Annotated in this window: 22 protein-coding genes; 10 read left to right on the top strand and 12 right to left on the bottom strand. The window is 54.8% G+C overall.

The genetic code is table 11. The features are described 5' to 3' along the window. Positions 1 to 8: 8 nt before the first annotated feature. Genes osmX through osmV form a run of 3 tightly spaced genes read left to right on the top strand, consistent with a single transcriptional unit; the run spans position 9 to position 2,716 of the window. The gene (gene osmX / locus HF650_RS10870) at positions 9 to 911 is read left to right on the top strand and encodes an osmoprotectant ABC transporter substrate-binding protein OsmX (protein WP_187802369.1); all 903 of its coding nucleotides are present in this window, start codon (positions 9 to 11) and stop codon (positions 909 to 911) included. 9 nt (positions 912 to 920) lie between these two features. After that, complete coding sequence (gene osmW, locus HF650_RS10865) at positions 921 to 1,568, top strand: osmoprotectant ABC transporter permease OsmW (RefSeq protein WP_187802368.1); 648 nt, start codon at positions 921 to 923, stop codon at positions 1,566 to 1,568. Continuing rightward, entirely contained in the window at positions 1,568 to 2,716 is a 1,149-nt protein-coding gene (gene osmV, locus HF650_RS10860; protein ID WP_187802367.1) for an osmoprotectant ABC transporter ATP-binding protein OsmV, read from the top strand. Before osmW ends, osmV begins: the two co-directional genes overlap by 1 nt. A 65-nt stretch (positions 2,717 to 2,781) precedes the next feature. Here osmV and HF650_RS10855 read toward each other — a convergent pair whose 3' ends face one another. From HF650_RS10855 to HF650_RS10835, 5 genes are all read right to left on the bottom strand, one after another. Beyond that, positions 2,782 to 3,735, bottom strand: a complete 954-nt coding sequence (locus HF650_RS10855) for a hypothetical protein (RefSeq protein ID WP_187802366.1) — start codon at positions 3,733 to 3,735, stop codon at positions 2,782 to 2,784. Between the two features lie 57 nt (positions 3,736 to 3,792). After that, positions 3,793 to 4,698 carry a hypothetical protein gene (locus HF650_RS10850; RefSeq protein WP_187802365.1) on the bottom strand — a complete coding sequence of 302 codons (906 nt, stop codon included), beginning with the start codon at positions 4,696 to 4,698 and terminating at the stop codon, positions 3,793 to 3,795. Positions 4,699 to 4,844: 146 nt separating this feature from the next. Then, positions 4,845 to 5,540: a dethiobiotin synthase gene (gene bioD / locus HF650_RS10845; protein ID WP_187802364.1), complete on the bottom strand. Its 696-nt coding sequence runs from the start codon at positions 5,538 to 5,540 to the stop codon at positions 4,845 to 4,847. A 125-nt stretch (positions 5,541 to 5,665) separates the two neighbouring features. Next, on the bottom strand, positions 5,666 to 6,886 hold the full coding sequence (gene mlc / locus HF650_RS10840; protein ID WP_187802363.1) for a sugar metabolism global transcriptional regulator Mlc: 1,221 nt from the start codon (positions 6,884 to 6,886) through the stop codon (positions 5,666 to 5,668). Positions 6,887 to 7,014: 128 nt separating this feature from the next. Next, on the bottom strand, positions 7,015 to 7,911 hold the full coding sequence (locus tag HF650_RS10835; protein ID WP_187802362.1) for a LysR family transcriptional regulator: 897 nt from the start codon (positions 7,909 to 7,911) through the stop codon (positions 7,015 to 7,017). 118 nt (positions 7,912 to 8,029) lie between these two features. Here HF650_RS10835 and HF650_RS10830 point away from each other — a divergent pair, with 118 nt between their 5' ends. Beyond that, positions 8,030 to 9,280, top strand: a complete 1,251-nt coding sequence (locus tag HF650_RS10830; RefSeq protein ID WP_187802361.1) for an MFS transporter — start codon at positions 8,030 to 8,032, stop codon at positions 9,278 to 9,280. A 42-nt stretch (positions 9,281 to 9,322) separates the two neighbouring features. On the opposite strand, the gene HF650_RS10825 is transcribed toward HF650_RS10830, so the two are convergent. Both HF650_RS10825 and HF650_RS25255 read right to left on the bottom strand, forming a co-directional pair. After that, complete coding sequence (locus tag HF650_RS10825) at positions 9,323 to 9,961, bottom strand: hypothetical protein (protein ID WP_187802360.1); 639 nt, start codon at positions 9,959 to 9,961, stop codon at positions 9,323 to 9,325. Positions 9,962 to 10,156: 195 nt separating this feature from the next. After that, a complete protein-coding gene (locus HF650_RS25255; protein WP_223284300.1) occupies positions 10,157 to 10,249 on the bottom strand; it encodes a KPN_01571 family protein in 93 nt (30 codons plus the stop codon). A 133-nt stretch (positions 10,250 to 10,382) separates the two neighbouring features. Between HF650_RS25255 and HF650_RS10820 the strand changes: the two genes are divergently transcribed. From HF650_RS10820 to HF650_RS10810, 3 genes are all read left to right on the top strand, one after another. Continuing rightward, positions 10,383 to 11,867, top strand: coding sequence for a carboxypeptidase M32 (locus tag HF650_RS10820; protein ID WP_187802359.1), 1,485 nt, complete (start codon positions 10,383 to 10,385; stop codon positions 11,865 to 11,867). 163 nt (positions 11,868 to 12,030) lie between these two features. Continuing rightward, on the top strand, positions 12,031 to 12,426 hold the full coding sequence (gene asr, locus HF650_RS10815; RefSeq protein ID WP_187802358.1) for an acid resistance repetitive basic protein Asr: 396 nt from the start codon (positions 12,031 to 12,033) through the stop codon (positions 12,424 to 12,426). 280 nt (positions 12,427 to 12,706) lie between these two features. Then, the gene (locus tag HF650_RS10810) at positions 12,707 to 13,537 is read left to right on the top strand and encodes a serine protease (protein ID WP_187802357.1); all 831 of its coding nucleotides are present in this window, start codon (positions 12,707 to 12,709) and stop codon (positions 13,535 to 13,537) included. A gap of 4 nt (positions 13,538 to 13,541) precedes the next feature. Here HF650_RS10810 and HF650_RS10805 read toward each other — a convergent pair whose 3' ends face one another. The 4 genes from HF650_RS10805 to HF650_RS10790 all read right to left on the bottom strand — a co-directional run bounded on the left by HF650_RS10805 (position 13,542) and on the right by HF650_RS10790 (position 17,941). After that, entirely contained in the window at positions 13,542 to 15,704 is a 2,163-nt protein-coding gene (locus HF650_RS10805; RefSeq protein ID WP_187802356.1) for a bifunctional diguanylate cyclase/phosphodiesterase, read from the bottom strand. Between the two features lie 97 nt (positions 15,705 to 15,801). Next, entirely contained in the window at positions 15,802 to 16,131 is a 330-nt protein-coding gene (mdtI, locus tag HF650_RS10800; RefSeq protein WP_187802355.1) for a multidrug/spermidine efflux SMR transporter subunit MdtI, read from the bottom strand. After that, complete coding sequence (gene mdtJ, locus HF650_RS10795; RefSeq protein ID WP_187802354.1) at positions 16,118 to 16,474, bottom strand: multidrug/spermidine efflux SMR transporter subunit MdtJ; 357 nt, start codon at positions 16,472 to 16,474, stop codon at positions 16,118 to 16,120. Before mdtJ ends, mdtI begins: the two co-directional genes overlap by 14 nt. A gap of 396 nt (positions 16,475 to 16,870) precedes the next feature. Beyond that, positions 16,871 to 17,941, bottom strand: coding sequence for an AI-2E family transporter (locus HF650_RS10790; RefSeq protein WP_187802353.1), 1,071 nt, complete (start codon positions 17,939 to 17,941; stop codon positions 16,871 to 16,873). A 232-nt stretch (positions 17,942 to 18,173) separates the two neighbouring features. Here HF650_RS10790 and umuD point away from each other — a divergent pair, with 232 nt between their 5' ends. Beyond that, entirely contained in the window at positions 18,174 to 18,554 is a 381-nt protein-coding gene (umuD, locus tag HF650_RS10785) for a translesion error-prone DNA polymerase V autoproteolytic subunit (protein WP_187802352.1), read from the top strand. Next, positions 18,538 to 19,791 (top strand): translesion error-prone DNA polymerase V subunit UmuC, encoded by a 1,254-nt coding sequence (umuC, locus tag HF650_RS10780; protein ID WP_187802351.1) that lies wholly within the window; start codon positions 18,538 to 18,540, stop codon positions 19,789 to 19,791. The genes umuD and umuC overlap by 17 nt, the downstream gene beginning before the upstream one ends. Here the strand turns inward: umuC and smrA are convergent. After that, positions 19,788 to 20,351, bottom strand: a complete 564-nt coding sequence (gene smrA / locus HF650_RS10775) for a DNA endonuclease SmrA (RefSeq protein ID WP_187802350.1) — start codon at positions 20,349 to 20,351, stop codon at positions 19,788 to 19,790. The genes umuC and smrA overlap by 4 nt on opposite strands. A 457-nt stretch (positions 20,352 to 20,808) precedes the next feature. On the opposite strand from smrA, the gene ogt reads away from it, so the two are divergent. Further along, complete coding sequence (ogt, locus tag HF650_RS10770; RefSeq protein WP_187802349.1) at positions 20,809 to 21,324, top strand: methylated-DNA--[protein]-cysteine S-methyltransferase; 516 nt, start codon at positions 20,809 to 20,811, stop codon at positions 21,322 to 21,324. Positions 21,325 to 21,364: the final 40 nt, after the last annotated feature.

Genomic DNA, 21,364 nt, shown 5'->3' with positions numbered 1-21,364 from the left:
GAAATGTGATGAAGCGACTTTTTCATACGCTGGGCTGGCTGGCGGCAACGGCGCTACTCACCGCCAGCGCCCATGCAGCACCGCTGATTGTGGCGACCAAAAGCTTTACCGAACAGCATATTTTGTCGGCCCTTACCGTGCAGTATTTGCAGAAAAAAGGCTTTCAGGTGCAGCCGCAGACCAATATCGCGACGGTGATTTCACGTAATGCGATGATCAACAAGCAGGTCGATATGACCTGGGAATATACCGGCACGTCACTGATTATTTTTAACCACATTAACAAACGCATGTCGGCCCAGGAGACTTACGACACCGTTAAACGTCTCGATGCGAAACACGGTCTGGTGTGGCTCAACCCGGCCAACATGAACAATACCTATGCCTTTGCGATGCAGCGTAAACGTGCCGAAGCGGAGCACATCACCACCATGTCGCAGATGGTGGCGAAAATTGAAGAGATCCGTAAAACCAATCCGAAGAGGAACTGGCTGCTGGGCCTCGACCTGGAGTTTGCCGGACGCAGCGACGGCATGAAACCGTTGCAGGAGGCCTATGCCATGGAGCTGGATCGCCCGCAAATCCGCCAGATGGACCCCGGTCTGGTCTATAACGCCATCCGCGACGGTTTTGTCGATGCCGGTCTGGTCTACACCACCGATGGCCGCCTGAAAGGTTTCGATCTGAAAACGCTGGAGGATGATAAAGGCTTCTTCCCGAGCTATGCGGTCACGCCGGTGGTGCGTAAAGACACCCTTGAGGCCAATCCGGGCTTAGCGGATGCGCTCAATACCCTCTCCGGGCTGCTGAATAACGAGGTGATTATCTCCCTCAATGCCAAAGTCGATATCGATCACCAGACGCCGCAGCAGGTCGCCCGCGACTTCCTGCGCGAGAAAGGGTTGCTGTAAGGAGAGCCTATGGACACGATTCACTACATGATGGACAACGCCGGCTATCTGGCGAGCCTCACCTTTCAGCACCTCTGGCTGGTGCTGCTGGCGGTGGGCCTCGCGATACTGATTGGCGTGCCGCTGGGGATTTTGATTGTGCGCCACAAATGGCTGGCCACGCCGGTGCTCGGCCTGGCAACGCTGGTGCTGACCATCCCGTCGATTGCCCTGTTCGGCCTGATGATCCCGCTCTTTTCGCTGGTCGGTCAGGGGATTGGCGCGCTGCCGGCAATCACCGCAGTGTTTCTCTACTCCCTGCTGCCAATTGTGCGCAACACCCATACCGCCCTCGACAGCCTGCCACCGGGGCTGCGTGAAGCGGGCCGCGGAATTGGCATGACCTTCTGGCAGCGTCTGCGCTGGGTGGAGATCCCGATGGCGCTGCCAGTGATTTTTGGCGGGATCCGTACCGCCGTGGTGATGAATATTGGCGTGATGGCCATCGCCGCCGTGATTGGCGCGGGCGGGCTGGGGCTGCTGTTGCTGAACGGCATCGGCGGAAGTGATATTCGCATGCTGATTGCCGGGGCGGTGATGATCTGTTTATTGGCAGTCGTGCTCGACTGGTTACTGCACCGCTTACAAATCGTGCTGACGCCGAAGGGGATTCGATAATGATTAAACTGGAAAATCTGACTAAACAATTTACGCAGAAGAACGGCCAGAGTGTGAATGCCGTCGACAATGTCAATCTGATGGTGCCGGAAGGCGAAATGTGTGTGCTGCTCGGCCCCTCCGGCTGCGGTAAAACTACGACGCTGAAGATGATTAACCGGCTTATCACGCCAAGCAGCGGCACGATCCTGATTAACGGAGAGGATACCAGCGGCATGGATACGGTCACTCTGCGGCGCAATATCGGCTATGTGATCCAGCAGATTGGCCTGTTCCCCAATATGACCATCGAAGAGAACATTACCGTGGTGCCGCGCATGCTGGGCTGGGATAAAGCGCGCTGCAAAAGCCGCGCGGAAGAGCTGATGGAAATGGTAGCGCTGGATGCGAAAAAGTTTCTGCATCGCTACCCGCGCGAGATGTCGGGCGGTCAGCAGCAGCGTATTGGCGTGATCCGCGCGCTGGCGGCCGATCCGCCGGTGCTGCTGATGGATGAACCCTTTGGCGCGGTCGACCCCATCAACCGCGAAGTGATCCAGAACCAGTTTCTTGAGATGCAGCGCGCGCTGAAAAAGACCGTGCTGCTGGTCAGCCACGATATCGATGAAGCGTTAAAGCTCGGCGATCGTATCGCGGTCTTCCGCCAGGGACGCATAGTGCAGTGCGCCAGCCCCGACGAGCTGCTGGCAAAACCGGCGAATGAGTTTGTCGGATCGTTTGTTGGTCAGGACCGGACGCTCAAGCGACTGCTGCTCGTTTCAGCCGGTGACGTGACCGATCAGCAACCCACCATCACCGTGCGCGAATCGACTCCGGCCGCCGAGGCGTTCGCCATTATGGACGATAACGATATGCGCGCCGTAACGGTGGTCGACGGTGCCGGTAAACCGCTTGGCTTCGTCAAACGCCGTGAAGCACGACACGATCCGCGCGACTGCGCAGCCCTGCTGCACCCTTTCCGCATAACCGGAAAAGCCGAGGATAATCTGCGCGTGGTGCTTTCGCGGCTCTATGAGAGCAACACCAGCTGGATGCCGATTGTCGACGAAGAGGGTCGCTATAACGGCGAAATTTCGCAAGACTATATCGCCGAGTATTTAAGCTCCGGGAAAACGCGTCGGGCGCTGGCAATTCAGAGCGAAAGCTAACACCCGGCAGGCCAGATACCTGTTGAGCTGTTGTATTGATAACGTGCCCATCATCAGGGCACGTTTTATTTTATCGATTTCATTTTATTTTCAATATAACTCTTAATATTCGGCCAGTTGCGGGCATTTGATTGCAGATATAGATCGCTAAATCCTTCAGCAAATGCTTCCTCCGCTCCGCCACTGCTTCCACCTTGCCAGTAATAGTTATCGTGGGAATCTGGCGGCGTATTACTTAAATCCCTCTTCCAGGCCGCGATAAAGCTCTCTCTGCGGCTTAAAAAGTCACCAGCTTCGCCGGTCCCTTTCGGCCCCATCAGGCCTTTCTCGCCAAAGCTGCGATCAATTGCGTGCCCATACTCATGCAACACCAGATTTGTCGCACTGTGTCCACCGGCCAGCGACCATCCTCCCGCTGAATTTTTGCTTAATGCAATAATGGTCTCATCAGGATGGGTACCCTCCATGGCGACTTTACCGGGGGCCCCCATTCCACTGAGCGATTCCAGCGTTGTGCCGGCAGGCCAACCGCGAGGCGTGAAATGTTTATACTTATTCATGCGCGGATGGTTAGTAATATTATCATTCGTTGCGGTGAGGACCTGTCCAAACGAAAATGCTTTTTCTAGCACGTTTACAGGTATTTTCTGTAAATAACGTCTTATCTCAGCGACATCGATGGGTATATCGCTGGGCGTTGTGCGGGTATAAATTTTCCGCGAGATTAACTCTCTGGTTACGATAAAATCTGCTATCGCCTCCATATGTTGCGGCGTAATCAACTGCGTACTGTTGAGCGGTATTTTGTCACTTAGTGCACTCCACAGCTCGTTATAAGACTCAAGCCCATGTACTTGATAAATATAATGAAAAGCCTGCTGATAGGTTTGAATATACCCTGGAAGTAAAATCCGCCGGGCCTGTTTGGCAATTAACGCCTTATCATCGTTTCTGGTTTCATCTGTGCTGGTTGAGAATGAAGCACTCGGTTTATCTTCCTGTTTAGCATGAGCGTACATACGTTTTGTCTCCAGAGTGTTTACAGATAATTATGACAATACGCTCGGGTCCAGTGATTACCGATAAAGACGATAAATATCACCTTTGTACTTTTTCATCTCGGCGGCGGACTGCTCAACAAAACGATATGTCGTGCCCTCCCGGCCAATATATTTAAATTTTGCACCGACGGGAAAAAGTCTCTCTTTTTCGACAGGATCGCCAAACTTAAAATCGTGAGGATTGCCAATAATGTCATAGATAACGCCCAACTCATCCTGATCTTCAGCGGTGTTGTATACTCCTTCGGCAAAGCGCTCTGCCATTCTCTTACTTTCCGTTACAGACATCAGGAAATTGGCGCTGACCACATCGCCAGGTTTAATCACATCCAGAACAGGCCGGTGTCTCGTGCCCCGGTAATAGCTGTTTATACCGGATGTTTTCGCAGTCTCTACGGCTTGATTCATGATGACTATCGCTTGCCCCTTTTTACTTAATGTTTTTATAACGTTCTTGATATCAATTCCGGGCGCAAAGGGCGGCCTGTTCTCGCCTGCTTCAAACTGCATTTTGGCGTGTCTGGCCAACTGTGTCGTGTCAGGGATATCAATAACTTGCCCCTTCTCTTTACGGATAAGTGAATTAATAAACAGCGCGCCTTTATTTGTGGCATATAAATAGAGTGCGCCATCCACAATCTCAGCCGGGTATTTGTAGGCAGCAGAAGCTGTCGGACCGGCGGCCGATGAAGCAGGTTTTGCACGCACTTTTCCGCCTAAATTGACGCCCGCACGGTATTTACCGACCAGTAAATGCGGGTCTTTTAAGCGTGGATTGAGCTGTTTTATTTTATCGAGAATGGTTTTGAGGTCGTCTGTTGGCACATTTTGGCTTTTTAAATGCCCCAGTATTTCCTCTTCTGAAGGGCCCGCATGATGCGCTAGCTGAGGCTTAGTTTTTTGCTGGGCGTGAGCATACATAACCTTCGTCTCCGGCCTATTCTTTTCTATTGAGAATAGTGATATCCATCCGGGACGAAGTGAAGTTTCAGATGTTTCATACACCCTTTGCGCTGCGCCGGGGGACGCAAACAGCGTCTCGCCGGCGGGATCCGCAAGGTGTGGAGTCAGGCCAGTACGCGATCGGCGACCAGCATGCCGGTTGCCATCTGCAGATTGATATAGTGGGCAAGATCGCGCTGCTCGGCGCGCGGGAGATAAGGCAGCTCACCTACCAGCGGCGCAGGCAGTTTTTTACTGAGCACATTGATAATTTCGGCATAGTGCGCAAGGCCAGGGTTGATGCGGTTTGCCACCCAGCCGATCAGCGGCAGGCCATCGCTGGCGATCGCCTGAGCGGTGAGCAGTGCATGGTTAAGGCACCCCTCCTGGATCCCCACCACCATCACTACCGCCATCTGCTCCTGTACTACCCACTCGGACAGCGGGCGCAGGTCGTTCATCAGGCTGCGCCAGCCGCCGGTGCCTTCAACAACGACGTGATCAACCTGCCTACACAACTCTGCCAGCCCGTTAGACAGTAAGGTGTAGTTGATGGGGCAGCTGTGCGCCACGCTGCTCTCCTCTTCACTCAGCGCAATCGGATTGATGGCGCTGTACGGCAGCGCGAGGGAAGAGACGCTTTGCAGCACCAGCGCATCTTTATTACGCAGCCCTTCCGGCGTTGCCTGACTTCCTTTTGCAACAGGCTTATAACCTGCCACCGTTTTGCCGCTGGCAGCCAGCGCCTGGAGCAGCGCGCGGGACGCCACTGTCTTCCCGACAGAAGTGTCTGTACCCGTTACAAAGAAACGCTTAAGCATAAGTAACTCCACCGTTAAGCAACGAAAATATAAACCGGAAATATAATTCAGAGCAGAAAGTCTACGGGAAGTGGTGGAGGCTCAATTTGAGATAGCGCAATTTTTATCGCGACTACGTAAAAATGTTAGCCCTGTAACAAACGAATCAGCAACGATCCGTTATACATCGCATCTTTTACCAGCGCGGCACCCGCCATCGTGCCCTGATTGGTGAACTGCGTACTCTCAACGGAGATATTTTTGCTGTACGCTGGCAGCGCCTGCTGGCGAATGCAGTCAGCTATGGCAGGAAAAAGCACATCTGCCGCAAGGCTCAGCGGTGAACCAATCAATATTTTTTGCGGATTGAACAAATTGACCATGATGGCCAGAATGCGCCCGACATTTGCCCCAACGCCGCTGATGATATCTTTTGCCAGCAGATCGCCCTGCTGCGCTGCCTGGCAGAGCCACTCTACCGTCAGGGGCTGCTGGTGCAGCATGGAACTCATCGACTGGCTCATACGCAGCTGCGCCAGCTCCAGCACGCTTTCCACGCTGGCGATGGTCTCAAGGCAACCGTGATTTCCGCAGTAGCAGCGCTTGCCATAGGGATCGACCTGCGTGTGGCCAATCTCCACCAGGCTGCTGCTCCCCGCATGGAGCAGGCGTCCATCGGTGATGACCCCGGCACCGACGTTATGGTCAATCACCACCTGAATCACATCCCGCGCGCCGCGCGAGGCGCCAAACAGCGCTTCCGCCATCGTCCAGGCGCTGATATCGTGCTGCACATAGACCGGCACACCGGTGTGTGCTTCCAGCGCTTCGCCGAGCGGCATCTCCTTCACATCCTCATAAAATGGCATACGGTGGATAATGCCATTTTCGGTATCAATAATGCCCGGCAACGTAATGGCGATCGCCGTCAGCCGCTCAAGCCTGTGCTGATGGCGGGTAAAAAATTGATCGATATGGGTAATGATCCGGGTGAGCAAGGGTTCTGCGGCGGTTAAAGGAAGATCGAGACGATCCTCGACCACCAGTTTGCTGCTTAAATCGCGCAGGGAGAGAAAAATTTCGCCGCGGCTAATGCGTAACGAGAGGTAGTGCCAGGCTTCCGTCTCCACCACCAGCCCCACTGCAGGACGTCCACGGCTGCCCGGCTCCTGGATCTCTGTCTCCTGTACCAGGTGGGCTTCCAGCATTTCGCGCACGATTTTGGTAATACTTGCGGGGGCCAACTGCGCTAAACGTGAAAGGTCGATACGCGAGACCGGGCCAAGCTGATCGATGAGGCGATAGACTGCGCCCGCATTGGTCTGCTTTATTTGGTCAATATGCCCCGGCTGGCTATCAGCGACCACCTCATACTCCCTTATTTTCGCGCTTCGAAATAAACATTCGGCTATGGTGAAACACTTAACGGCCGTCGTCAAATATTTACCCATGCTTGTGATTTAACGCACATTTTGTTCACCGTTATGGGCAAAATTCAGCCGTTTGCCGCATCAAGCAGCTGCTGTTTGAAACGCGCCGCCGCCGCCCCCTGCTCCTGGTGTTTTGACCACACCAGCCACATCTCTGACACGGCATCCTCTTCAACAATTGGTATCCAGCGCATCTCGCTGAGCTGAACGCGGTGAAATGAGGCGGGTAAAATCGAAACGCCCAGCCCGGCAGCCACCAGGCCGATAATGGTCATCGCCTCACCCACCTCCTGTGCGATGCGCGGCGTCAGCTGGTAGCGGCGCATCAGGCTGAGGATATCGTCATACAGTCCGGTGCCAACATGGGGATCGAAAAAGACAAACGGCTCCTGCGCCAGTTCGTGCAGCGAAACTGCCGTACGTTTTGCCAGCGGGTGGGTACGCGGGATCATCGCCAGCAGCGGCTCGCGCAGGATCACCTCCCAAGCCAGCGTCTCCGGCAGCGGGGTGTTGCGCATTAAACCGAGATCCAGCGTTCCTTCATTAAGGGGTGCTATCTGTTCGCGGGTGTTGATCTCCCGCGTCTGGATATGCACATCCGGATAGCGTTGACGAAAGGAAGAGAGAGTATCAGAAACCGCTTTGATAAAGGGCGCGGAGGAGGTGAAGCCGATCCTTAACTCACCCGTTTCGCCCTGGTGCAAACGCAGCGCACGGGCGGCGGCCTCCTCCACCAGGTTTAAGATCTGCCGGCTATCCGCCAGAAACTGTCGCCCGGCGGGGGTCAATGAGACGCTACGATTCGTGCGGGCCAGCAGCCGCGCACCAACCTGCTGTTCGAGGATCTGAATTTGCTGGCTCAGGGGCGGTTGCGAAATGTTCAGACGCGCGGCGGCATGACCAAAATGGAGCTCTTCAGCGACGGCAATAAAGTAGCGCAGATGGCGCAGTTCGATATTCATATTTTTAAAGTATTATTTGAGATTATTAATATATTAGACAGAATATTTCCGCTTTCATACCCTTACGCCGTGGTAAGCCTGTCGCCGTAATGACAGGTCAAAAAGCTAAGGATCTCAAGTGAGTCGTACAACAACGGTTGATAACGAACCGACACACATCGTCAACGAGCAACCCGTCGCCCCGCAGGGGCAATTTATTAAACGTGGCACCCCCCAATTTATGCGCGTCACGCTGGCGCTCTTTTCCGCCGGGCTGGCGACTTTCGCCCTGCTCTACTGCGTGCAGCCTATTTTGCCGGTGCTCTCCCATGAGTTCGGCATCTCCCCCGCCAGCAGCAGTATCTCTCTCTCCATCTCCACCGCCATGCTGGCGATTGGCCTGCTCTTTACCGGGCCATTATCGGATGCGATTGGGCGCAAAAACGTGATGGTCACCGCGCTGCTTCTGGCGTCATGCTGCACGCTGCTCTCAACGATAATGAGCAGTTGGCACGGCATTCTGGTGATGCGCGCGCTGGTGGGATTATCGCTGAGCGGCGTGGCGGCGGTCGGCATGACCTACCTGAGTGAAGAGATCCACCCCAGTTTTGTCGCCTTCTCCATGGGGCTCTATATCAGCGGCAACTCCATCGGCGGCATGAGTGGTCGTCTGTTAAGCGGAGTTTTTACTGACCTCTTTAACTGGCGGGTGGCGGTGGCGGTGATTGGCTGCTTTGCGCTGGCATCGGCGCTAATGTTCTGGAAGATTCTGCCTCCCTCACGCCATTTTCGCCCCTCTTCGCTGCGGCCAAAAACGCTGCTGATCAACTTCCGCCTGCACTGGCGTGATAAGGGGCTGCCGCTGCTCTTTCTCGAAGGCTTCTTGCTGATGGGATCGTTTGTTACGCTATTTAACTATATCGGTTATCGCCTGATGCAATCCCCGTGGATGCTGAGCCAGGCCGTGGTTGGCCTGCTGTCGGTGGCTTATCTGACCGGTACCTGGAGTTCGCCAAAAGCGGGCGCGATGACCAGCAAATATGGCCGAGGACCGGTGATGATCGCCTTTACCGCTATCATGCTGCTCGGCTTATTGCTGACGCTCTTCTCATCACTGTGGCTCATCTTCCCTGGCATGCTGCTTTTTACCGCCGGTTTTTTTGCCGCGCACTCCGTCGCCAGCAGCTGGATTGGACCACGCGCTAAGCGCGCCAGAGGCCAGGCTTCGTCGCTCTATCTCTTCAGCTACTATCTTGGCTCCAGCCTGGCAGGAACCCTGGGCGGCGTATTCTGGCACAGCTATGGCTGGAACGGCGTCGGCGGATTTATTGCGGCAATGCTGGTGCTGGCCGTCGTGGTCGGCAGCAGGCTGCACTCGCGTCTGCGGTAGCGCATAAAAAACGTGCTCGCCCTGCGCAAGCGGGGCTTGTTATTACCGCAGACCTGAATTTAATATCGCGCCTGGATTATCCTCAATGATATCAGCGACCTGAGGTTTGAATTTAAACGACATATTTTCGATTAACTTTTTACGCCCCCCCTCAACGCGCCAGCTGACGCCTTTGTGCATATAGCTATTTTCACCTGCGAATATCTTCGCCTGCGCCTCGGTGAATTGATCGTAGCCATTTATCCAGGCGCGAAGCATTGAGTTTCTGACGTTGCCCCACGCTGAACCGGAGTAGCCTTTGGTGGGAAGATTGAATTCATTGGCGATTTGTTGAGCCAGTGGCGATCCACTGTCTGCGGAGCGGCAACAGACCAGCCGAACTTTTTTATAGCGCGTGAGGTTTACACCCGACTCTACCAGCAGCTTTTTAAGTTCTTTCCCGTCGTAGTAATCATGTTTGGCATCCACCATTACCCCTTTATTATTGATGACATAACCATGCCCCTGGATAGTAAGCCTTCGTCCCTCTTTGGTCATATCCTCAAAAGCAAATATTCCTCTTACAACCTCTTTTGCGTTTCTTACTGCTTTATAAGGCTGCACCTCCTCCTCTTCCTGTGCGTCGCTCGGCGTACCGTAATTCATAAACGTATTCAGCACCCTGTTCAGAACTTTATACATAGTCAGCTCCTGTTGAACACTGATGTAACGTGAGCAAATAGATGTATACACCCAGTGACCAGCACAGGGCTCTCTAAAACTGTAGTGGCTATTTTTTATACAGGCAAGACGCTACTCGCGCATCTGCGTTAGCGCGTGAAGGGGGGGCTGCCCCTACGTAAGCGGGGCGTTGTACGCTATTCCAGCGCGGTAGGGCTAGAAAAGTGCGAAGACGGAGCTTGCGCCCATCCATTCCCGCACGGCGTCGAGCACCATCAAACTGCAGATCACCCAAATGAAAGGATTCATGGTTTTTTGCTGTGTTAAGAGTTTATTGGTTAAATGAATATGTTCCCTATTATGGTACAGATTTTAACATTAGCCGCGGAACTACTATTTTTAGGTGTTCAGGCTGAGAAAATACAAAAAAATCAGAGGCATTATGGATAAGCAAAACTACCAACAACTCACCCGTACCTTCCTTCGCCTGTCACGTTTCTCTCATCTTACTGCCATTGCCAGCTGGGATATGTTCGCCATGATGCCGCCAGGCGGCAGCGCCACGCGCGGTGAAGCGCTGGCGGAAATGAGTGTCCTGCGCCACCAGATTTTAACCAACCCGCAGGTTGGCCAGTGGCTCTCCAGCGCCGCTCAGGAAGATCTCAACGACGTCGAGCAGGCTAACCTGCGCGAAATGCAGCGTCACTACGATGAAGCGGCGCTGCTACCGGAAGCGCTGGTTGAAGCCCTGTCGCTGGCAGGCAGTAAATGTGAACACGCCTGGCGTACCCAGCGCCCGGCCAATGACTGGGTGGGTTTCTCCGCCAATCTGAAAGAGGTCGTAAAACTCACCCGCGAAGAGGCGAAGCTGCGCGCGGCGGCGAAAGGCTGCTCGCCCTATGACGCCCTGCTTGATAAATTTGAGCCGGATATGACCAGCGCCCGTCTTGATGAGTTATTTGGCGAGGTAAAAAGCTGGCTACCCGATCTGCTGAAGCAGGCGGTAGCGAAGCAGGGGCAGCAATCGCTCATCGCGCCACAAGGGCCGTTCCCGATTGCCGATCAGCGCGAGCTGGGGTTACAGGCGATGAAGACGCTCGGTTTCGACTTTGACGGTGGACGCCTTGATGTCAGCGCCCACCCCTTCTGCGGCGGTGTGCCGGAAGATGTGCGCATCACCACCCGTTATGATGAAAATGAGTTGCTGAGTGCTCTGTTCGGCGTGGTGCATGAGACGGGACATGCCCGCTATGAGCAGAACCTGCCACGCAGCTGGCCGGGCCAGCCGATTGCGCTGGCGCGCTCCACGGCGATTCACGAATCACAGAGCCTCTTCTTTGAGATGCAGCTCGGGCGCAGCGAAGCCTTCCTGCGTCGCCTGCAGCCCGCGATTATCGAGCGTTTTGGTATGCAGCCTGCCTTTGAAGAGCGCAATTTTATCGCCTGGAACCAGCGTGTGAAGCCGGGTTATATTCGCGTTGACGCCGACGAAGTAAGTTATCCGGCGCACGTTATTTTGCGCTATGAGATCGAGCGGGCGCTGATCGACGGTGAGATTGAGGTCGACGATATCCCGGGGCTGTGGAATGAGAAAATGCAGGCCTGGCTTGGGCTTTCGACGGAAGGCAACTACCGCAACGGCTGTATGCAGGATATTCACTGGACTGACGGCGGCTTTGGCTATTTCCCCTCTTATACTCTGGGCGCGATGTATGCCGCGCAGCTGTTCCACGCCGCGCGCCGCGCGCTGCCGGGTCTTGATGACGCCATCGCCGCCGGCGATTTCAGCGCATTGTTTGAGTGGCTGCGCCAGAACATCTGGCAGCACGGCAGCCGCTTTAGCACCGCACAGCTGATTGCCAACGCCACCGGCGAGCCGCTGAACGCGGACTATTTCCGCCAGCACCTTACCCGCCGTTACCTCTGAACCTGTCGCGCCGGAGCCACTCTCCGGCGCACTTTACCCTCGTTGTACATTCCGTTACACGCCGATACCAATCACTCACGGAAAGGCTTTGCTTACAGGGATATAGTTCTTTCAACGGCCCCGCAGTGGGGTTGAATGAAGAAACCAATTCGAGGATATCGGAATGAAAAAAGTATTAGCTCTGGTTGTTGCCGCTGCAATGGGTCTGTCTTCTGCTGCTTTCGCTGCTGACACCGCTGCCACCTCTCAGGCGCCGGCTGCTGCGCCGACCACCACTACTGCTGCTCCGGCTGCTGCTGACACCAAAGCGGCTCCGGCGAAGAAAGTTCACCACAAGAAACACAAAAAAGCCGCTGAGCAGAAAGCCCAGGCTGCTAAAAAACACCACAAAAAAGCCGCCGCTAAACCGGCTGCAGAGCAGAAAGCCCAGGCTGCTAAAAAGCACCATAAAAAAGCCGCCGCTAAACCGGCTGTAGAGCAGAAAGCTCAGGCTGCTAAAAAACATCACAAACATGTAAAACACGCTGCTGCTAAACCGGCTGCACAGCCGGCTGCATAAGCCACGTGTCTGTAACCGGCGCTCCCCCGAGCGCCGTGCTAAAACGCGGCGCTGAGCCCTTCGGGTGAAGCGCCGCTTTTCTCTGGAGGCCTGAGCATGCTGCGACGTTATCGTTTTGAAGTTATCCTGATGATGTTAATTCTGTGCGCGCTTATTGCCCTCCGTTTCTATCTTTATTGATGTAGCACGCTGATTTTACTCCCGCTTTCTATGCGTCCCGTCTATATTTATTACTCATGGCTCGACCTTAATAATCATAATTTCCCCACCTGAGAGTACTATGCGAAGAACCGTTGTGCTGTTGCTGGGACCGCTGCTTTTGTTTTCCGCTGTTGGACATGCTGATGATGGCGATGAGGCCGCGGTTAGCGCCAGGGATATAAAAACCCTCTTTTTTGGGCATGACGATCGTGTCCGCGTCGCGTCGCCGACCACCGCACCGTGGGATGCGATAGGTCAGTTGGAGACCGCCAGCGGCAATCTCTGTACCGCCACACTTATCTCTCCGCATCTCGCCTTAACCGCCGGGCACTGCCTGCTGACGCCGCCGCGCGGCAAAATCGATAAGGCAATAGCGCTGCGGTTTGTGTCGCAAAAAGGGATTTGGCGCTATGAGATCCACGGTATCGAAGGGCGCGTTGATGCCTCACTGGGCCGACGCCTGAAGGCGGACGGCGAAGGGTGGATTGTCCCCTCCTCGGCCGCCTCATGGGATTTTGGGCTGATCGTTTTACGCTATCCGCCCTCTGGCATTACGCCCCTACCGCTGTTTAGCGGTGATAAAGAGGCGCTTACCGCCGCGCTGAAGGCCGCCAATCGTAAAGTGACGCAGGCGGGTTATCCGCAAGATCATCTGGACAATCTTTTCAGCCACCAGGATTGCGTCGTGACAGGTTGGGCGCAGAGCAGCGTGCTGTCGCATCAGTGCGATACGCTGCCGGGCGATAGCGGTTCGCCGCTGATGTTAAAAACCGATGATGGCTGGCAGTTGATCGCCGTGCAAAGTTCAGCCCCGGCGGCAAAAGATCGCTGGCGCGCCGACAACCGTGCCATTGCGGTAACCGGTTTTCGTGACAAGCTGGACGCACTGGCCAGCGACACGGTGCAGTGATGACTCACTCCTGCCGCTGGCGATGCTGCTGTAACAGCCTCTCCAGCGGCATCGGCGCGCTAAAGTAGAACCCCTGCAATTGATCGCAGCCCGCATCACGCAGCAGCCCCATTTGCCTTTCGTTTTCCACCCCTTCCGCCACAACCTGCATCCCCAGCGCGCTGGCAATGCGGATTGTACCGCTCACTAATATCGAAGCCTGCTCATCGCTATCCACCAGCCCTGCCAGCGATTTATCAATCTTGATGGTGTCGAAATTAAATCGCCGCAGATAGCCGATGCTGGAGTAGCCAGTGCCGAAATCGTCGAGCGCGACCGCGGTGCCCAGCGCTTTTAAGTTGGCGATTGCCGCTTGCGCGCGCTCCGGGTTCTCCAGCACGTAAGTCTCCGTGACCTCCAGTTGCAGGCGCTGCGCCGGAAAGCGGCAGCTCTCCAGCACATGCGCCACTTTGTCTTCAAATTCCGGATCACGAAACTGCGCCGGAGAGATGTTGACCGACAGTTTCAGTCCGGTTTGCGGATAGAGATCGCGACAGGCGCGGCGCAGAACAAACTGCCCCAGCGCGTAAATCAGGCCGCTGGTTTCAGCGATGGGGATAAACTCGTCCGGTTTAAGCTCACCCTCCGGGCGACGCGGCCAGCGCGCCAGCGCTTCAACGCCGCTCATCGCGCCACTGCTGGCATCGATAATGGGTTGATACCAGACGTCAAACTCCTCGCGCTCCAGCCCGTTGCGGATATCGTTTTCAATCATCAGCTGCCGCTCGCGGGCGCTGTTGAGCGCGGCGTCATAGTGCGTCATCCGCGCTTTACCGCACATTTTCGAATGGTACATAGCGATATCGGCGCGGCGAAACAGCTCGGAGCTTGAACACGCCACCAGCGTTCCGCTGGCAATGCCGATGCTGGCGCTAATATGCAGCGTACGTTTGCCAATGCGCACCGGTGCGCAGAAGTAGTCGAGCACCGTTTGCGCAAAGTCGGTGGCTTTTTCAACTGACCACGGCCCGCTCAGGGTCATGGCGAACTCATCCCCACCCATGCGCGCCAGCATGCCGTCGGTCGGTACTTTTTCCTGCAATGTCTGCGCGATGGTGACAATCAACCGGTCACCCACATCGTGACCATAGATATCGTTCACATCTTTAAAACCATCAAGATCGATAAACACCACGCTAATCAGTTCGTTGTTACCCCATTCGCTCCACTGATCTAGCTGCTCAATCAGCGCGCGCCGGTTGGGCAGACGGCTGAGCCAGTCGGTTAGCGCAATGCTGCGCGCCAGTTTTTCCCCTTTTGCCAGTTTGTAGAGCCCGGCGCTGCTGAGCCCGATAAACAGCAGGATAAGGCCGGAGCCAAGCAGGGCGATCTGGCGGATATCGCTTGCCGCCGCGTCTGCCGCTTCAGCGCCCGGAAAGTGCGGCTTCCAGATCATATAACCGAGAAATTCGTCGGCGGATCCGTATAAAGGGATGCTGCTTGCCTGCGTGTTTTGCGACGTCAGCCGCAGGTTCTGGATCTGAAAGGTCGTGCCAAGTTCGCTAAGCAGTTCATCATCAAGATGACGGGTCATCACTAAATAACGCCGCGCACTGCCCTGTTTCTCAAGCCGCCCCGACACCGGGCGGATCAAGCCAATGCTGACAAACGCGACCCCCCGCTGCGTACGGGTGATGCCAGCAAAAATGTCCTTGCCCTGCTGCAGGTCTGCGGCATGGTTGCGAATAAGCGCCGCCAGCCCGTCGCCAAAAAAGGCGAGATTGCGTTCGGAGAAGGGCTGGCTGCGAAAGGCGCCCCATACCACCGCAAAGTGCTCATCCAGCACAAAGGTGCCGTCATAGAGATTATCGACCTTAAAGCCCGCCCCCCAGGTGTTGTAGAGCCAGCCAGTATCCATCGGCGTGCGGTAGACCACGCGCACCGCTTCATCCCACACTGCGTTATCGAGACCGAGGGATCGCATTCTGTTAACAGAGGTCTGGATCGCTCCCTGCACGGCAAGCGCCGCGCGGTGCTCATCAATTTCATTCGCTTTACTGCTAATCAGGTGGAGTGAGAGATAAAGGAGCGCAACGACGGAGATGATTAAGCCCACCCCTGCCAGAAAAATCATCACAAAAAGCGTTCTTGCTGTGGGGATATTGCGCCAGCTTAGCGGATTGAGCATCGACGACCCTTACTGGTGTCCCGTAACGTTTGTTATTGTCCTCTAAGCGTAATACAGCCCACAAATTTCGTTGCCCGCAAACGCGGGCAACATCACATCAGGAGAGTTTTATCAGCATCATGCCGATAAGCAGCAGCGCCAGGCCGAGCCAGCCTTTGCCATTAAGGCGCTGTCCGAAGAGGATCCAGCCGGCGGCAAGCGTCGCCACGATACCAAACCCGCCCCACAGGGCGTAGGCGACGGAGAGATCGATCCCCTTTACCGCCTGCGACAAGGCGCTGAAGGCAGCCAGCACCGCCACTAGCGATCCGCAGCCATAGAGTTTGCGACGAAAGCCGTCAGAAAGTTTTAAAAAGATATTGGCGACAATTTCCAGAATAATGGCCATCGCCAGCCATAATGCGTGCACCCACTCAAGCAGTAACATGACCCTGCTCCTGACGTGGGGCTTTACGCGTGCCGGACTTAATCAGCACAATACCGAGCGCCAGCGCTACCAGACCCGCCGCTTTCAACGGTGAGAGGGGTTCATCAAACAGCAGCACGCTAAATAGCGTAATAATGGCAATACCGACACCTTCCCATAATGCGTAGGCCACGCCGAGGGCAATTTTTTTCACTGCAAACGCCAGGAAAATATAGGAACAGGTAATCATCACCAGCATTAAAATAAAGCCGCTGTGGCTATTATTAATACTTGCCCATTTCATCGATAGCGTACCGGTTATTTCCGAGAGAATCGCCAGCGCTAATAAAATCCAGTAAAACATATTTTTCTCCTGCTTGAGAATAGAGATCCTTGCGATTTACCGCATGGCGGAAAACCGTAAAATAATTAACAGTTGCGCACAGAGCGCCGAATCGGGCAGGAGAAAACTACAGCGCGGTGCACCAGTATTGTTCGCCCACAGGCGGGCAGCAGAAGGAGACAGGAAGTGAAAAACAGGGGGCAAGACGACTGAACCGAATGTCCATATTTTTACAATTTACCGCGCGTTGCTTCTCTTCGTGGCGGTTAAAAATTGTCCTCAGTTGTTGTACATGCTTTATATTTAGCACAAGCTAAGATTTTACTCAAAGTATTTGCAATTCTTTACCGCTCAGCAAATTAATTAAACGAAGAGTAAACGAACGCTGCCGGTTTATTTCCGGCAGCGTAGTCCGTTTTATTCTGGCGGCGTATTAAGCGCATTCGCACGTGCTTCTGCCAGTAAGTTCCATGAGGAGATAAACAGCCCTGCGATCAGTGGCCCAAGCACGAAGCCGTTGATGCCAAAGAATTGCAGGCCGCCAAGGGTGGTCAGCAGGATCAGATAGTCCGGCATGCGGGTATCTTTCCCCACCAGCAGCGGGCGCAACAGGTTGTCCGCCAGCCCGACCACAATCACAAAGTAGAGGGTCAGTAGCGTGGCGGTGAGCAGCTCGCCCGTGGAGTAGAGGAAGATCACCGCCGGGATCCAGATAAGTGCGGTACCGACCGCCGGGATCAGCGACAGGAACGCCATCAGCGCGCCCCACAGCAGACTGCCGTTCAGCCCGGCGAACCAGAAGCCAATCCCGCCCAGCGCCCCCTGCGCAATCGCTACCACCAGCGTCCCTTTTACCGTCGCGCGCGCCACACCGGCAAATTTCAGGAACAGGCGGCGTTTGATTTTGGCCGATAACGGCATCACCTCGTAGATTTTCTTCACCAGCGCGGCGCCATCTTTCAGCAGGAAAAAGAGCAGATAGACCATCAGTGAGAAGCTGATGGTTAACCCCAGCGTACCCTTACCGATAATCACCGCGCTGCCCGCCAGATAGCGCCCGACGCTAAGCGCCGCCCCGGAGAGTTTTTCGCGAATGGCCTCAACCGAATCGAAATTGTTTTCACGCAGCGCGTGTTTCGCCCACTCCGGCAGGTGCGCAATGCCGTTACTTAACAGCTGCGGCAGATCCGTCGCGTTAGTTTGCAGACGCTGATAGAGCGCGTTGATCTCAACCGCCAGCGACGAGAGCACGATCATCATCGGAATAAAGACGAGGATACAGATCAGCAGCACGGTGATCAGCGAGGCGATACCGTTTCGCCCGCGCAGCAGCCCGGTGAGCTTTGTACGCAGCGGATAGAAGATCAACGCCAGGATCACCGCCCAGATAATGGCGGAGTAGTAAGGCTGGATCAGGGTGAAAAACGCCACGCTGACCAGTAATAACAAAATGGTAAAAAAGAAGTTGTTGCTCTTGAGCGTTGTCATGCGGACCGTCCAATGGAAAGATTCCCTCTAAGTGTAGTGGCTTACCCTTTGATTGCAAAAGCATTAACCGTTAAAGCATGCAGTCCGCGGCGCAAACGCTGAAAATGATTGTGCAAAAAATTGCCAATATCATCAGGATCTTTCAACGATCCTGCCTCCAGGGGGTTGATCCTTTCGTGCGAACAACGATACTGTATTTATATACAGTAATAATAAAAGATCGACACCCATTATGACTACCAGCGCTTTTCCCAGTCCGGCTACGGACTACATTGAAGATGCGATCGACCTGGTGAGTAGCCTGATCGCCCACCCGTCGGCCACCTATGTGATGCGGGCTTCCAGTGACGCTATGTGCGAAGCCGCGATCCTGCCAGGTTCTCTGTTACTGGTTGATACCAGCCTGCAACCGGGCGATGGCGATATTGTTGTCGCCCGCCTGCTAAGCGGTTTTATGGTAAAGCGGCTACGGCTGCGCCCTTACCCGCAGCTGGTGGCGGATAACCCCGCCTATCCGGCGATCAGGATCGAAGAAGAGGAAGGCGCGCATATAGTTGGCGTCGTAACCACCGTGATCACTTTGCCGCCTCGCCATCATGTACGCGCTCGTTGATGTTAATTCGTTCTATACCAGTTGCGAGACCGTCTTCCGGCCCGATTTAACCGGTAAGCCGGTGGTGGTGTTATCCAATAACGATGGCTGCGTCATCTCCCGTTCGGCTGAAGCTAAAGCGCTTGGCATCACGATGGCTGACCCCTACTTCAAGCAGAAGGCGCTTATGGAGCGTCACGGCGTGGCGGTGTTCAGCAGTAACTACGCACTGTATGGCGATATGAGCCATCGGGTGATGACACTGCTGGAGGAGCTCTGTCCGGCGGTGGATACCTACAGCATCGATGAAGCGTTTGTGGATTTGACCGGCATTCCGCAGCTGCGAGAATTTGGGCGCACCCTGCGTAATGCCATTTATCAGCGCACCATGCTTACCGTCGGCGTCGGCATTGCGCCGACGAAAACGCTGGCCAAGCTAGCCAATAACGCCGCGAAAAAGTGGCCGGAGGCGTCGGGCGGCGTGGTGGATCTCTCGCGCCAGGCACAGCAATTAAAGCTAATGGCTGCCCTGCCGGTAGGTGAAGTGTGGGGAATCGGCCGCCGCCTGAGCAAGCGGCTGGAGGCGATGGGGATTGATACCGTGCTCAAGCTGGCGCAGAGCGATTTGTGGTTTATCCGTAAAAACTTCAGCGTGGTGCTGGAGCGAACGGTACGTGAACTGCGCGGCGAACCCTGCCTTGGATTTGCCGAGTTCGCACCGGCGAAGCATGAGATCATCAGCTCACGCTCCTTTGGCGAGCGCGTCAGCGACTACGCATCGGTGCGCGAAGGGATCTGCACCTGGGCGGCGCGCGCCGCTGAGAAGCTGCGCGCGGATCATCAATATTGCCGCTATGTCGGTGCGTTTATTAAGAGTAGCCCCCACGATGATGAGGAACCTTATTACAGCAACAGCGCAGGCATTCGTTTACTGACGCCAACACACGACACCCGCGATATTATTGCAGCGGCAACGCGTAGCCTGGATATTATCTGGAAGCAAGGGCCGAGATATCAAAAAGCAGGCGTTATGCTGGGGGACTTTTTTAGTAAAGGCGTCGCGCAGCTTAATTTATTCGATGATTTTTCTCCGCGAGAAAATAGCGAATCGCTAATGAATGTTTTAGACATGCTTAATAAAAAGGGAAATAAACTATGGTTTGCCGGCCAGGGCGTTACGCCAGGCTGGAAGATGAAGCGCTCCCTGCTCTCCCCCGCCTGGACCACACGCTTAGCGGATGTGCCGCTTGTCGGCTAGCGGCTGCGCTTAGCGTGCCGCTCCCAGTTCTCCTGCTTTGCCTGTTCGGATTTGCGCAGGGCGACATAGCACGCGCCGCTGCCGCCGTGGTGCGGCAATGCCGGGCAGAACGCCTGTACATCCTCAAACTCCGGCAGCCAGCGCGCCAGGTAGCTGCGGATAATATTGGCGTGTGAGGTCTCGTCGCGCCCTTTTCCGTGAATGATCAATACATTGCGCAGCCCATCCTGGCGGCACTGATGCATAAAGCTAAACAGCATCTGCCGGCACTGCTCGACGGGCTGACGCAGCAGGTTTAGGCTCGCCTGCTGGGTATATTTGCCCAGCCGCAGTTTATCGAGCACGCCGATTTGCAGCCCTTCACGGCGAAACTCTAGCGGCGTATCGAGCGCAACCGGGTCAAGAAAACCGGTGGTGAGAAAATTATCGAGTTGCAGGGTGTCAATGCGCTGCAAGGGTCGGGATTTATGACTCGGGTGCCAGTGCACATCGGCACTGCGCTTCAGGGGTTGGACATCCTCCATGGCGTCAAGAAACAGCGATTTTTCATCCGGGTTCATGGGGCAGTCCTCCAGCAATATCTGCTGAAACACTATAGCTGGCGCTGGGCCGCTTCTCAATGCCGCACGCGAATTACGCGTACGCACAAGAACTTATAAAAAGGGTATAAAGACATGCCCTGTTATGCCCTTAATGTCCGTTAAATAAACGTGAAATTAATCACTGATTAAAACTGGCAATAATTATCGTGACCGCTATATATATAAGGAAGGCGCAAGGATGGCGCGCAAAAAATAAAGATCGGATGCTCAGTTTGTGTGTACTCTGGAGCCTGACGGATGTCGGCAGGCTCTATTTTTTTAATTAATAAACGTTATTAACCTTATATTTTCTGTGTCAACTACCTCTTAAGTGTTATTTCTTTATTGATAACCATCACTACCACCCTTTCAGGGTATGGTGAGGCACTTTTTTGTTTGCTAAATTATCGCCGCTGTGTAGCGATAAGGATGCCCGATGCTCACCCTACTTGAAGATAAAATCGCCACCCCGCTTGGCCCGCTGTGGGTCATCTGCGATGAGCAGTTTCAGCTGCGCGCCGTAGAGTGGGAGGAACACGATGCCCGGATGGTTGAACTGCTTAATATTCACTATCGCCGCGAAGGGTATCAGCGCGTGGCTTCACACAACCCAGGCGGGCTGAGCCAAAAATTGCAGGACTATTTCGACGGCGATCTGGCGGTGATTGATACCCTGCCAACCGCAACCGGCGGTACCCCTTTTCAACGCGAAGTGTGGCAGATGCTGCGCACCATTCCCTGCGGTCAAGTGATGCATTATGGTCAACTGGCGACAATTCTTGGTCGCACGGGCGCGGCGCGTGCCGTGGGGGCTGCTAACGGAGCCAATCCCATCAGTATTGTTGTGCCCTGCCACCGCGTAATCGGCAGTAACGGCATGCTCACCGGCTATGCGGGTGGGGTTGCGCGTAAAGAGTGGCTGCTGCGCCATGAGCGTTACTTACTATTGTGAGAAAACAGGTCGGTTTGGTATGCATTTCATGCACTTCGCT

Source organism: Kosakonia sp. SMBL-WEM22 (assembly GCF_014490785.1).
In the GTDB taxonomy this organism is placed as follows: Bacteria; Pseudomonadota; Gammaproteobacteria; order Enterobacterales; family Enterobacteriaceae; genus Kosakonia.
This window is presented reverse-complemented; position numbering and strand designations above follow the sequence as displayed.